This is a genomic window from Pseudomonas sp. IT-P12, from assembly GCF_949767465.1.
Lineage (GTDB): Bacteria > Pseudomonadota > Gammaproteobacteria > Pseudomonadales > Pseudomonadaceae > Aquipseudomonas.
This window is the reverse complement of record NZ_CATKPY010000025.1, coordinates 1-13,293: the sequence shown is the minus strand read 5'-3', so window position 1 is coordinate 13,293 and position 13,293 is coordinate 1. Positions and strand designations below refer to the sequence as shown.

12 protein-coding genes are annotated in these 13,293 nt (G+C 61.0%); 6 read left to right on the top strand and 6 right to left on the bottom strand.

Translation table 11 applies throughout. The features are described 5' to 3' along the window. Positions 1-50: 50 nt before the first annotated feature. Together ACM6IM_RS23475 and ACM6IM_RS23470 are read left to right on the top strand one after the other, a co-directional pair. A complete protein-coding gene (locus ACM6IM_RS23475) occupies positions 51-1,226 on the top strand; it encodes a hypothetical protein (protein ID WP_414866441.1) in 1,176 nt (391 codons plus the stop codon). 181 nt (positions 1,227-1,407) lie between these two features. Next, the gene (locus ACM6IM_RS23470; protein WP_414866440.1) at positions 1,408-1,932 is read left to right on the top strand and encodes a lysine methyltransferase; all 525 of its coding nucleotides are present in this window, start codon (positions 1,408-1,410) and stop codon (positions 1,930-1,932) included. A 6-nt stretch (positions 1,933-1,938) separates the two neighbouring features. Here ACM6IM_RS23470 and can read toward each other — a convergent pair whose 3' ends face one another. Continuing rightward, positions 1,939-2,583 carry a carbonate dehydratase gene (can, locus tag ACM6IM_RS23465; protein WP_192304915.1) on the bottom strand — a complete coding sequence of 215 codons (645 nt, stop codon included), beginning with the start codon at positions 2,581-2,583 and terminating at the stop codon, positions 1,939-1,941. Between the two features lie 167 nt (positions 2,584-2,750). Between can and ACM6IM_RS23460 the strand changes: the two genes are divergently transcribed. Beyond that, positions 2,751-3,155 carry a serine kinase/phosphatase gene (locus ACM6IM_RS23460; protein ID WP_414866439.1) on the top strand — a complete coding sequence of 135 codons (405 nt, stop codon included), beginning with the start codon at positions 2,751-2,753 and terminating at the stop codon, positions 3,153-3,155. Between the two features lie 91 nt (positions 3,156-3,246). On the opposite strand, the gene rimI is transcribed toward ACM6IM_RS23460, so the two are convergent. Both rimI and ACM6IM_RS23450 read right to left on the bottom strand, forming a co-directional pair. Continuing rightward, positions 3,247-3,699: a ribosomal protein S18-alanine N-acetyltransferase gene (gene rimI / locus ACM6IM_RS23455; RefSeq protein ID WP_201196924.1), complete on the bottom strand. Its 453-nt coding sequence runs from the start codon at positions 3,697-3,699 to the stop codon at positions 3,247-3,249. Next, complete coding sequence (locus tag ACM6IM_RS23450; protein ID WP_414866605.1) at positions 3,692-4,432, bottom strand: energy transducer TonB; 741 nt, start codon at positions 4,430-4,432, stop codon at positions 3,692-3,694. Before ACM6IM_RS23450 ends, rimI begins: the two co-directional genes overlap by 8 nt. Positions 4,433-4,671: 239 nt before the next feature. Between ACM6IM_RS23450 and mksB the strand changes: the two genes are divergently transcribed. Genes mksB through mksF form a run of 3 tightly spaced genes read left to right on the top strand, consistent with a single transcriptional unit; the run spans position 4,672 to position 9,492 of the window. Then, complete coding sequence (gene mksB / locus ACM6IM_RS23445) at positions 4,672-5,952, top strand: Mks condensin complex protein MksB (RefSeq protein ID WP_192304909.1); 1,281 nt, start codon at positions 4,672-4,674, stop codon at positions 5,950-5,952. After that, positions 5,942-6,655: an Mks condensin complex protein MksE gene (gene mksE, locus ACM6IM_RS23440; protein WP_192304907.1), complete on the top strand. Its 714-nt coding sequence runs from the start codon at positions 5,942-5,944 to the stop codon at positions 6,653-6,655. Before mksB ends, mksE begins: the two co-directional genes overlap by 11 nt. Next, positions 6,652-9,492, top strand: coding sequence for an Mks condensin complex protein MksF (gene mksF / locus ACM6IM_RS23435; RefSeq protein WP_414866438.1), 2,841 nt, complete (start codon positions 6,652-6,654; stop codon positions 9,490-9,492). Before mksE ends, mksF begins: the two co-directional genes overlap by 4 nt. Before the next feature lie 148 nt (positions 9,493-9,640). Here the strand turns inward: mksF and ACM6IM_RS23430 are convergent, their stop codons facing one another. The 3 genes from ACM6IM_RS23430 to ACM6IM_RS23420 are packed head-to-tail and all read right to left on the bottom strand — an operon-like array spanning position 9,641 to position 13,206. After that, on the bottom strand, positions 9,641-11,944 hold the full coding sequence (locus ACM6IM_RS23430; RefSeq protein ID WP_414866437.1) for an MlaD family protein: 2,304 nt from the start codon (positions 11,942-11,944) through the stop codon (positions 9,641-9,643). Then, a complete protein-coding gene (locus tag ACM6IM_RS23425) occupies positions 11,937-12,560 on the bottom strand; it encodes a paraquat-inducible protein A (RefSeq protein WP_192304901.1) in 624 nt (207 codons plus the stop codon). The genes ACM6IM_RS23430 and ACM6IM_RS23425 overlap by 8 nt, the downstream gene beginning before the upstream one ends. Then, positions 12,547-13,206: a paraquat-inducible protein A gene (locus ACM6IM_RS23420; RefSeq protein ID WP_192304899.1), complete on the bottom strand. Its 660-nt coding sequence runs from the start codon at positions 13,204-13,206 to the stop codon at positions 12,547-12,549. Before ACM6IM_RS23420 ends, ACM6IM_RS23425 begins: the two co-directional genes overlap by 14 nt. Between the last annotated feature and the right edge of the window lie 87 nt (positions 13,207-13,293).

Sequence of the window (13,293 nt, the reverse complement as noted above, 5' to 3'; positions counted from 1 at the left end):
CTATGCTGTGCATCTCCTACCAACGGGATCGAGCTGAAAAGGATCTGAGCATGTTGAAACTCGCTGGACTCACTCTTGCCGCGCTCACGCTGAGCACCGCCGCTCACGCCGCCACCGACCTGAAGCTGGGCAGCACCGAACGCGTCACCCGGCTGTTCGCCTATCCCAATAACTGTAACGTGATCTGCTTTCGCAACTGGACGCTGGAACAGACCGTCGAGCACTACCTGACACAAAGTGTGCAGCGCGATGGCTATGGCGACGCGAAGGTGCTGGTCAAGAGCGATAACGGTCAGCTTCACGCCGAAATAACCGGCGTGCCCAGCGGCTATGCAAAGCCCCTGGCAGCGCTGCTCGAGGCCGGCGACCTGGCCTACACCGGTGCCAGCAAACTGAATGCCGATGGCAAGTGGGCCTATAACTGGTACTTGTTCCTGCCGCTGGGCATGGCCCTGGAAAACCGTAGAAGCGTCGAGTTGCTGCACTTCCCCCCGGACTATTCGTTGACCCAGGCGCAGGACTATCTGAAGTCGGCCACCACCGATCGCTGGGCTTCACTGTTGACGGTCAACGGCGTCGCGGCCGAACAGACGCCGGCCTACCAGACCATCATCGACATCGCGCCGATTGCCGCGCCCTCCAATGCCGGCAAGGATCTGGAAGGGGTCTATGACTATTTCAAGGACTACCAGACCACCATGGTCAAGCAACTCAGCCAGAACGCCAGCGGCACGGCGTTGCCCATGGTCGCCTTCGGTTCGCCCGTACGCACCTGGATAAAGCAACAATATGGGCCGACCGTCAACGTACTGGGCCTGGTCAGCATCAATCCGACGGGGGCGCTCAAGGTGCCGGTGCTGGGCGCCAACCACCCGAGCTATATCTGGTATGCCGCCGATCCGGCCAGCTATACCGGCAAGGATGCCCAGGCTCAGGCCGACGCAGCGGGCCTGAAAACCATGGGTCAAGACCTGAGTGCGGCGTGCTGGCAGGCCGCCATGGCGCGCGATCTCGACAGCAATCCAGACCTTGAATTGAAAAGCTGCACGCAAACCTGGCAAGTGGCCCAGGCTGAAAAAACCTGCCAGCTGTTCTACACCTCGATTCGCAACCTGACGCCCGCGCAAGCCTCGGCCAAATGCGCATCGGCACCGGTCAAGGTTCAACTCAAACAACTCAAGGCTCCGGCGCCCGCCACTGCGATCCCGGTGGAAGCGCACCTGTAAGCAACGCGTGCGCAGTCCCGTGTAAGTCCAGGCTGACATGGGAATGCGCCAATTTCTCCTGTCAGTTATGACAGTAGACCCGCTGGCTTTTTTGCGAGACGCTTTCGCCACACCCATGTGCCGCAGGGTTGACAGGATGTCAGCTGAAGGAGGTCGCAGCACTTAGCCAACAGGGACCGTTATGACAGCCCAAACGCAGCAGCCGGTGACCAGACCGCCACCCGACGGCATCTATCCCATCAGGAAATTGCCCGTCCACCGGGGTTTCCCGTCCAAGAATGACTTCGAAATCGTCTACAACGCCAGGGGCTTCCCGATCGCTGTCACCGCTCTTCGCGATTTCCTGCGCCTGAGCCGGATCTGCCGGGTTTCCGGGCAACTGCTCCCCTACCGTTGCTCGCACACGCGCCAGCTTGCGCCGGGAGTCCACGTCTACGACCCTTTCTTCTGCAGCCTGCTCAACCACAGCTGCGACCCCAGCGTATTCCTCGACATGGGTGAGTTATGGTTATGGGCGCTGAAAGACATCAGCAAAGGCGACCGGTTGACGATGGATCTCGCCACGACGGAAGACAAACTGCAGCGGCAGTTCGCCTGCCGCTGCGGTTGTCCGTGTTGCCGAGGCTGGATTACCGGCTACGACGAAATGCCGAATGCCAACGGCCAGCTGTTTTTTCGCAACTGGCGACGCCCGCGCCTGGGTTGAAGGGGCTTACTGGGGTTCGAGCGGTCGCAGGCGGTATTGCGGCGGCAACTGCTCGAAGCCACTAATGGTGGCATTGAGGCTCTTCCATCGACCGTCCTTGATGCCGTAGATGCAGCCGTGAATCGACAGCTTCTGCCCACGGTGCCAGGCGTTCTGCACGATGCTGGTATGCCCGACGTTGGCCACCTGTTGGATCACGTTGAGTTCGCACAGACGGTCGACCCGCTCTTCCTCGGTCGCCAAGGTGGCCAGTTCTTCGCGCTTTTCGTAATAAAGGTCGCGAATGGAGCGCAACCAGCCATCGATCAGGCCGAACTGACGATCCTGCATGGAGGCCCGTACGCCACCGCAGCCATAGTGGCCAGTGACGAGGATGTGCTTGACCTTGAGCACGTCAACCGCGTACTGGATCACCGACAGGCAGTTGAGATCGGTGTGCAGCACCACGTTGGCCACGTTGCGGTGGACGAACAGGTCGCCGGGCAGCATGCCTACGATCTCGTTCGCCGGCACACGGGCATCGGAACAGCCGATCCACAGGTACTCAGGTGTCTGCTGACGAGCCAGTTTGGCGAAAAAATCAGGATCTTCCTTGGTGATCGCGTCAGCCCAGCGCGCGTTGTTTTCAATCAGATCTTGTAATTCGTTCATGCATGAAGCCTCGATAATGGTGCGCTGGTTTGACAGACAACCGCCCGTCGGGGTCACGCATCCGATGCAGATTGCCGCTGATGCATTTTACCGGTGTTCCAAGTCGGTGGAATTCTGGGCAGCCCAGTGGGTCCACCGAAGTAAGGACCACAGTATGAGGAATTGCCATGACTGATTCACGACGTCCGTACGATGCGGCGCAACCGGAGCCCATCGACGACAACGAAGACCGCATGGGCTCGATGCATGAGCTGGATTTCGACGAGGAAGAACCCAGCGCCAGAATCGGTGATGAACTGCCGGAAACGGAACGCCGACAAAAACTGCCGGAGGAACGGGGGCGTGAAGCGGGCATGACCGGCGCATCGACGCCTGACCATGAATCCACCGACGACGACCTGAGCCCGGAGACCTTGATCCGTGAAGATGGCGCGCGGGATGCGCATGAGGCGGGTGAGGACCGCCGCGCCGACTGGGATTTGAGCATCGTCGATGAGGATGACATCGGCGGGGGTAACGGGCTGGATGAAGAGGAACTGGCGCGGCGCGACCCTCTGGATGGGAATCGATAGCCCCCCATCGCGAGCAGGCTCGCCCCCACAGGTTCTGTCTGCCACAGAACTTCATTGTGGCAGCGAGCCTGCTGGCAATGCTGTGTGAAGCCTATGGCACCAGGGTGCAGGCCATGACCACGGCATCCTCACGCCCACCCACCGCCGGGTAGTAATCCCGGCGTCGGCCGATCTCGTTGAAGCCAAAACGCTCGTAGAGCCGAAACGCCGAGCGGTTGCTGTCGCGCACTTCCAGGAAACACTCCCGCGCCTCGGCTTCGCAGGCAATCGACATCAGGTGTTCGAGCAGGGTCAAACCGAGGCCCCGGCCCTGGTTTTCCGGCTTGACGGTAATGTTCAGCAGGTGCGCTTCATCCAGGATGATCTGCACCACGCCGTGCCCGACCTGCTGCGAGCCCTCGAACATCAGCCAGATCTGGTATTTGCCCAGTCCGTCGAGAAAAATGCCGCGAGTCCAGGGATGGCTGTACGCCGCATATTCGATTTTCAGCACAGCGTCGAGGTCAGCCTCGGTCATCGGGCGAAACGTTACAGCGTCATTCATTCGATTCTTTCCAGCGCGCCATCAGCCGACGCATGGCTTGCCAGACATCAGCCTTACGCTGTGGCTCTTCCATTAACAACTCCAGGCCCGGCAGGGCCCAGACCGAGCCCAGGCCGTCGACCTGGAGTTCGCGGTTGAACGATTCGGCGTTGGCCTCACCGGCGAAACGTACCGCCGGCAGACCGATCAGCCAGACGCAGACACAGGGTGCATCTTCCAGCCGGGCCGCGAGAAAGCCCTGCACGAAGTCGCGCGCCGCTTCCGGCCCCTGATCCATCGTGCCACGGGCCAGCAACGGCCAGCGCACCGGTTCACCGACAATCTGCGGGCTGTCCGGCAAACCGGCGGCGCGCAGCATGTCCTTGAGCAGCAGGTAGGCCGGATCGCGACTCTGGAAGGACTCCCCTGTGGGTAACTCCACCAGCAGCAGGCAACGGCCGGCGCGCAGCAGTTGCAGGGCGAATCGCGGCGGCGGTACGACCGGGGCCTTGACCGCGACCGGGGCCTCCTCTTCCTCGACCTTCGCGTTGGTGCGAGTGCTGGCCAGCGTTGGCCGGGGCACCTCGATTTTCACCCGTTCGGCCGGTTTGACCACGGGTGCAACGTGCGTTTCGGCCACAGGCGCCGGCGCAACCGGAGCCTCGGCCAGCGGCGCAGGCATCTCCAGCAGCTCGGGCCGCGATGGGGCGGCAAAGGGCAATTCAGTGCGCGGCAGCCAGTTGACCACCTGCATAGCGGTCAGATAGGCACGGCGACGAGACTCGATAAGCAAAGGTCGGCCACTTGTGGATAACTAAAGTGCGCTGATTCTACCGCCCTTCGCTCAAGATCGCCCGCGCTGTTGATCGACAGGCTGCACCCGATAGCCTTTGCACCGATGAAAAATGGCGACAGCCCGTCCCGAGAGTGAATCGACATGGCTGCGATGCAGTACAATCGCGGCTTTTAATCGCCAACCAGCCGGCCATTCCGATGATCGAACCCAAGCGCGTCTTGCGCGCCCTCGCTGAACACTGGGCACTTCTGGAGCCACTGTGCGAGCACTTCGACCAAGGCACACTGAGCCTCAACGAACTGCGCACGCAACTGGCCACCCAGCAGATCGACAGCACGCCGCAGGACATCACCCACCTGCTGGACGTGTGGATCCGCCTCGACATCCTGGTTCCTGTGGCGAAAAGCCCGAACCGTTTCGAACTCAACGCACAGATCCATGATTTCCTCGCCTACCTGCGTCGCGAGCACCGCCTGGGCCTGTGCCTGGAAATCGAAGCCTACCTGCGTCACCTCGAACGCCTGGCCGGTTACATCCAGGACGCCTTCGACGTGCGCGACGGCCACGACCTGGCGCGCCAGCTGCGCCTGCTCGACATGCGCGTACGCGATGTGCTGAAGAAACTCGCCAACGACGAACAGGCCCTGGTGGCCGTCGCCGAACGGGCGAAAACCAGCGACCGGCAGATCCCGTTGCGCCAGCGTTACGCCGAGGTGCTGGCGACCTGGGACGAATACGTCGAACCGATGATTCAACTGGTGAACGCCGACGGCGCCTTCGAACAAGGCGTGCGCAAGGTCGAGACCGTGCTGCTGAAAATGCTCACCGAGCAGCAGCGCCTCGGACACCTGGTCGATGACGACATGCTGCTGCGTACTCACGCACGCATCCTCGAAATGCAGACCAGCGCCCAGTTGACCCTGCGTCACGCCCGCGAGCTGTTGCTGCCACTGCGTGAGGAAGCCCGTCGCCACAACGCCGTGACCCGAGGCGCCGCCCTGGCCCTGGCAGCCATCCGACGCAAGGGTATCGACGCGGTGCCGCAAGCGGCGATGCCGATGTTCACCCGGCCGCAAAGCACCTTCCTCGGCAGCGCCAGCCAGGTCGAAGCCTACGTTTATGCCCTGGCCCGTTTCGAACCGAAACCGGCACGCTTCCCCAAGGCCCACAAATCCCACACGGGCGGCAGCGCGCCGCGCGCACCACGCACCGTCCGGGAAATGCTCGAGCGCTGCGAAGACGCCCTGCCGATGCCGGACCTGATGACCTGGCTGCTGGAACAGGAACCGGACGGCGCGACCGACGAGTTGCTGTACTGGTTCTCGCGCCTGTCGCGGGAGAAACGCTTCAAACGCGAGCGTCTGGAACGCCGCGACTACCACACTCACGAGCACCAGGTCAGCCTGCGCTCCTTCGCCCTGCTCTCGGCCAGCGACACCGCCGCCGAGGATTCTGCGAGCACTCCCCATGCATCTTGATCTATCCGAACTGTCCCAGCTGGCGCCGATCTTTCGCGAGCTGTTCAAGGGTTACCACGTCAGTCGCCGCGATCCGGAGCTGTACGCCCAGTTGTCAAACTTCCAGGACCAGTACCGCACCCTGTTCAAGGCACTGGGCTTCGAGCTGGTCTGCGACACCCGGGGTTTCTACTACTTCGTGCCGGACCTCGCCGCGGCAGCGGTGAACAAGACCGCGCAACGCCTGGCGCTGTTCACCTTCATCCTCGTCGAGCACCTGGCCGACCAGGGCCGTGACCCGATTGCCGTGCTCGACGGCGGCAGCCTCGGTCGTGACGAACTGCCATCGCTGCTGGAAAAGTACCGCGACCTGTTCATCCAGGCCGAAGTACAGACCCAGGAAGAACTCGAAGAAAAAATCATGCGTCGCATGACTCAACTCGGTTTCGCCAGCGAAGAAAACGGTGTCTACCGTTTCCTGCCGCCGATGCACCGCTTCCTCGACGTCTGCCTGTCGGTCCAGCAGGACCGTGACCTGGCGGCCAGCCTGCACAGCGTGCTGCCGTTGCCGGCGCCGGTGCTGATCGATGAAGACAGCGATGAAAAACTGCTGCAAACCGATGATCCGCTGGATTTGAGCGAATTTGACGCAGAGAACGTCGAGGAAAGCGAAGAAGACGCCCTCGCTCGCGCCATTGCCGAAGAACAGGAGACCGACGCATGAGCAAGGAACGCTACGGCATTCGCCGCTTTGCCCTTTTGAACACGGCCGGTTACAGCCTGGGGCTTTTCCCGCTGGAAGAACCGCTGTCGGTCTACGGCGCCAACAACCTCGGTAAGTCTGCGTCGATCAACGCCTTGCAGTTCCCGATCCTGGCGCGCATGTCGGACATGAGTTTCGGCAAGTACAGCCTGGAACAATCCCGGCGCTTCTACTTCGCCTCGGACACCAGCTACATCCTCGTCGAAGTGTCGCTGCCCCACGGCCCGCACGTGATCGGCGTGGTCGGTCGCGGCCCGGGCGGTGGTTTCGGTCACCAGTTCTTTGCCTATGCCGGCAAGCTGGACCTGGCGCATTACCAGAAAAACGACACCTGCCTGCGCCAGAAAGAACTGTTCACCAACCTTGAGCGCGAAGGCCTGAAAGCCTACGAGCTCAAGCCGGATGAACTGCGGCGCTTGCTGGTCGGTGGCCACACGTCGATTCCCCTGGACCTGACCCTGATCCCGCTGCGCTCCACCAGCGAACAGAGCCTGAAGACCTTCCGCGCGCTGTTCATCAACCTGCTGCACATGCGCGAAATCACCGCGGCCAAGCTCAAGCAGTTGTTTCTCGATGCCTTCGAACACAGCCTGCGTTCCGGCAGCGTCGATTACATCGCCGCGTGCGAGGAAGCCTTCCGCGATGTCCGGCGCATGGAGCAGGACTACAACTCGCTGGTCACCGCCGGCCCGTTGGTCGAAGCCCTGTCGGCAGGCGTAGTCCAGCGCAACATCCTGCGCGGCAAACTGCACCGGATTTCTCCGATCCTCGACTCGTTGCTGGGCACTTGGTCGGACTACGCCAGTGCGCGCAAGGAAGAGCTGACCATTCAGGCCGAGCATTACCGCAACGAGCAGGACGCCCTGCAAAACGATCAGCGCAGTGGCACCCAGGAACTGATGCGCCTGGAGCGGGAAATCAGCGGTATCCAGCGTTGGCTGGGCGAGCTCTCGGTACTGAAGAATCGCTTCGCCCTGGTCGACGACGTCAAGGTTCTGGAGCAACAACTGCTCGCGGCCAAGGACGCGCACGACGAACTGGCCGGTGCGCTGGCACAATCGCGACAGTTCTCTGCCGAAGACCTGGACGAGCGCCTGCGGGATCTGGAAAAACGCCTGAAGTCGGTCAAGCAGCAACTCGATCATGCCGACAACAACAGCTATGCACGCCTGCGCGAAGAGTTCTCGCAGCAGGACGTCGAGCGCCTGATGCGCCTGTTCAACAGCGCGCTGTTCAGCCTGCCGCTGGGCGAGCACGGGATCGCGCTGGACGAAGACGGGCAGTGGGTCAAATCCATGGAGCTGATCCTCGACGGCTTCAAGGGCGAACGCTTTGAAGTACCGGGCCTGTCCATCGACCTCTCGCACATCGAGCCTCCAGCGCTGCAAGCCCTGGCGGACCGTGCGGCGTTGCGCGATCAGAAAGAGCGTCTGGAAAAAGAACTCAAGCAACTGAAAACCCAGCAAGCCGTGGCCGCCGACCGCGCGGCGAGCAAGACCCAGACCGAAGCGCTGTATCAGCAAGTGCTGGATGCTCAGAAGGCCCTGGAAGATTTCCGTCGCTCGCAAACCCTGAGCGCCGAAGAAGGCGACAAGCTGGAACAACTGGCGCAGATGGAAGCCGCGCAGGACGAGCTGAAGCGCTCCAGCGATGCGTTTACCGAGCGCGTCCAGCAACTGTCGGCCAAGCTGCAACTGGTCGGCCGCCAGATCGGCGACATGGAAGCCAAGCAACGCACCCTCGACGATGCCCTGCGTCGCCGTCAGCTGCTGCCGGCGGACATGCCGTTCGGCACACCGTTCATGGACCCGATCGACGACTCCATGGACAACCTGCTGCCGCTGCTCAATGACTATCAGGACAGCTGGCAAGGCCTGCAACGCAGCGACGGTCAAATCGAGGCGCTGTACGCCCAGGTGCGCCTCAAGGGCGTGGCCAAGTTTGATAGCGAAGACGATATGGAACGTCGCCTGCAACTGCTGATCAACGCTTATGCGCATCGCACCGACGAAGCCCTGACCCTGGGCAAGGCGCGTCGTGCCGCCGTCACCGACATCGCCCGGACCCTGCGCAACATTCGCAGCGACTACGACAGCCTCGAGCATCAGCTGGCGCTGTTCAACCGTGAGATCAACAAGCGCCAGGTGTCCAACCTGCAGAGCTTCCGCATCGTGCTCGCGCCGAACAAGGAAGCGCTCAAGCACATCGACCAGATCATCCACAGCGCCGGCCAGTACGAAGAGGGCGAGACCCTCTCCGTGTTCGACCTGAGCCAGAGTGCCGAGCAGGACAACCGGAACGAGGAGGCCAAGGAATACCTGGCACGCCTGGTGGCGGCGAACCACAACCAGCTCGGGCTCAAGGACCTGTTCGAACTGGCGTTCGAAATCACCAAGGTCAACGGTCAGCCGGTCATTCACACCGACATCGACGGCGCGGCGTCCAACGGCACCACGATGACCATCAAGGCGCTGACCAACATGTACCTGTTGCTGCACTTGATGGACCGCGACCAGGCAGGTCGCGTGCGCTTGCCGTACTACCTGGACGAAGCGGCGGACATCGATGAGAAGAACCAGGCAGCGCTGCTGGAAACCAGCCTGCAACTGGGCTTCGTGCCGATTCTGGCCAGTGTGAAGCCACAGGTCTGCGCCAGTGTGGCGATCGACCTGGAAGGCGGCAGCGGGCCGAGCGGCATCTACATCGACGAGGCAGACTGGAAGTACATCCGTCGCCATGACGAGGTGAAGGCTGTGGTTCGCGTGGAGTCAGATGAACCGGAGCTGGATGCGGTCTGATCGGCGTTGAATCCAAGGCAATAAAAAGGCCGCGATCCAATGGATCGCGGCCTTTTTTGTGGCTGCCCTGCAGGCCTCATCGCGAGCCGGCTCGCTCCCACAGGGTTGGGCGTTGCCGGCAGAACCTGCCCGCGAAGGTCTCGACGAATTACTTGCCGAGCGAAATCTTCGGCGCCCAGGTCAGCCATTCATCCTCGAACTTGTCGAACAACGGGAACGTTTGCTCCGGACGCGCCGGACTGCCCATCCGGTCACCGTCCGGCGTGGCAAACGCGATGCCACCCTGAAGCAGCGTCTCCAGCGACTCGGTGCGCACCGTCGCGCCCTTGAACAAGCCGTAGTCGAAACCGAAACCACTGGTGTTCCAGAACCGCGTGCCACTGCGCACCAGCGGCGCGTATTTGGGCTCGATCAGGATATGCACCAGCACGCGATCCGCGGTCTGGCCCAACTCATAGCCCGTCACCTTGCCCACGGTCACCTCGCGATACGTCACCGGCACCCCGGTTTTCAACGAACCACGGCGAGCCGCGCTCAATACCAGGCTCAGGCCGTCCTCCGACTTGGCCAGCTCCGGTGGCGTGGCCAGGGCGACGAAGTTCTTCTGCGGGCCGAGGTTCTTCGCCGCGGGCTGCACTTCGATGTACTGACCGGTCACCAGGGTTTCCAGGTTCGACGTCTTGATCAGGCCCAGCTCCGGCTTGACCACCCAGAACTGGCTGCCAGCCCGGGCAATGCGTTCCGGCACTTCGGTAATGCGGGCGGTGAGCAGCACCGATTGCAGGTCATCGCTGAGATCGACATCTTCGACCTTGCCGACATCCAGGCCCTTGAACCGGATCGGCGTGCCACTGCGCAAACCATCGGCGCGATCCACTTTGATCGTGACCACTTCGCCCTTCTGATTGGCTTCGTCATGGTTGGCGAACAGGCGGAAGCGCGGAATACGTTTCTGCAGGGGCGCTTTCGCCAGAGGCGTTTCGAAGGCGATTCCGCCTGCCATCAGGCTTTGCAGCGACTCACTCTTGACCTGGATGCCCCCGGTCAACCCGCCCGTGAGTGTGACGCCACTGGCGTTCCAGAAACGGGTCGAGGCGTTGACCAGGCCTTCATATTCCTTCTCGATGTGCACGCCAATCACCAACTGCTTCTTGGTGCGCGAGAATTGGTAGCTTTGTACCGAACCGACCTTGACCTGTTTGTAGAGAATCGGGCTGCCCACTTCCAGCGACCCCAGGGTGTCGGTAAACAACACCAGGTGCAGGCCCGGTGAGCGCAAATCAAGCGGCGGCGCCTTGGCCCGGGCCACAAATTCACGTTGTGGCGAAGCGCCTTTGTCACCGGGGCGCACGGCGATGTAGTTACCCTTGACCAGGGCTTCCAGGCCAGTGATACCCGCCAGGGAGATCGATGGTTTGACCACCCAGAACTGCGTGCCCTCGACCAGATAATCCTCAGCCAGTGGATCAAGGGTCAGCTCGGCAGAAGCACCGGACAGATCAGGATCGATCTTCAACGCTTTCAGGTTGCCGACCTGAATGCCCTTGTACATCACTGGCGTGCGGCCGGCCTGCAACCCTTCGAAGTCGCTGAGCTTGACCTTGACCCGAATCCCGGCGGCGGCCGCATCGAAGTCTTCGTAGAGACGAAATGGCAGGCTCGGATCGGTGGGAGGGCTGTCCTTGCGGTTTTCCGGCGTGGCAAAGGCTATACCGCCGGCAACGATGCTGGCCAGGGACTCACTGCGCACCTTCACACCGGACAGGTTGGCGTCGATGCTGATGCCGCTGGCGTTCCAGAAACGCGTGTGTTTACGCACCAGCTTGGCGTAGGTCGGCTCGATGAACACTTTGAGTTCAACGGTGCTTTGATCATCGGACAGCACGTAGCTTTTGATCTGGCCGACCCTGATCTGCTTGTAGAACACCGGACTGCCCCGGTTCAGCGAACCGAGGCGGTCAGCCTTGATGGTCAGGTGCAGGCCCGGTTGCGCATCTGAAAGCGGTGGCTCCTCGGCCAATGCCTTGAACTTGCGCGTGGGCTCACCTTCCCCCGGGCTGATCGCCACATAATTGCCCGAAACCAGGGTTTCCAGGCCGGAAATACCGGCCAGGGTCACACTCGGCTTGACCAGCCAGAAACGGGTGCTGGTGCGCAGGTATTGCTCGACGTCCTTGTTCATTTCAACGGTGGCGATCACCGCTTTGGAGGCGCCTTCGTCGTCGAGTTTGAGGGTTTTCACTTTGCCCACCGGCATGCCTTTGTAGACCACTTCCGTCTTGTTGGCCTGGATGCCTTCCCCACTTTCGAAACGCACCTGAATCTCGATACCGGTTTCATTGTAGGCACGCCAGCCGAGCCAGCCACCGATGATCAAGGCGATCAGAGGCAATACCCAGATCGCAGACCAGTTCGAAGCCGGTCGGGTTTTCGCTGTAGGCAAATCAGTCATGGTCGTCGTCCGACTCCGTGTTATCCCAAATCAGTCGGGGATCGAAAGTTACTGCGGCAAGCATCGTCAGAATCACCACACTGGCAAAAGCGATGGCGCCAAGATTGGCTTCGACACTGGCAAGCCGTCCGAAATTCACAACAGCCACCAGGATGGCAATCACAAAGATATCGAGCATCGACCAACGGCCGATGAACTCGATGAAGCGGTACATCCAGATGCGCTGCCGGGCGGAAAGTGGTTGATGGCGCTGTACCGAGAACAACAGCAACGCGATGCCCACCAGTTTGAAGGTCGGTACCAGGATGCTGGCGATGAAAACCACGGCGGCAATCGGAATCATGCCGTGCTGAACCAGCTGGATCACACCGGACATGATGGTGCTCGGATCGCCCTGCCCCAGAGATCGCACTGTCATGATCGGCAAGACATTCGCCGGAACGTAGAGAATCGCGGCAGTGATCAGCAAAGCCCAGGTGCGTACGATGCTGTTCGGTCGGCGAGCATGGACCTGCGCACCACAACGGGTGCAGGCTTGCTCCTTTGTGTCAGCTTCCTGCCGGTTCAACTCATGACATTCGGCACAAATCAAAATGCCCGCATCAATCGCCCGCATGGGCATCCTCTCCTGATAAGGCCTGCCAGACCTGATGAGGTGACATCACCACTTCCAACCAAACCTGGACCAACAGCAATCCGATAAAGCACGCCAAACCAAGACCGACAGTGAGTGCTGCCATATCTGCCAGCTTGACGATCGCCACCAGTACGCCCATGAGGTAGACCTCGAGCATCCCCCAATCGCGCAAATGGTGATAAATACGGTAGAGCAACAATCCGTAACTACGTCCGACATCAAAACGAATACTCAACAGCACGGCCAATTGGCACAGCAACTTGAGTAACGGGATGCCCATGCTGCACAGAAAGACAATCACCGAAACACCTTGCATCCCGGTATCGAACAAGCCCACAACGCCCGTCCAGACAGTGTCTTGCGACGCCTGCCCGAGAAGATTGAGCTGCATGATGGGTAAAAAGTTCGCCGGGACATATAACAACAGCGCGGCGAGGACCAGGGCGAGGCTTCGCTGCACGACATTGTGTCGATGTGCGTAGAGCTCGTAACCACAGCGCGGACAAAGGGCCTTCTCGCCGTGGGCGAGCGTGGGCTTGCGCATCAGCAAGTCGCACTCATGACACGCCACCAAGTCGTCCAGCGGTAATTCTGACAGCCCCGGGGCGCGAACTGGATCTGCCATAAAGGCTCTGACTCCGAAAAATATCGACCTATTCTAGTGTCACGGGGCGAAAATAACTGTGCAAATTTGTGAGAGGACGAATCCGGA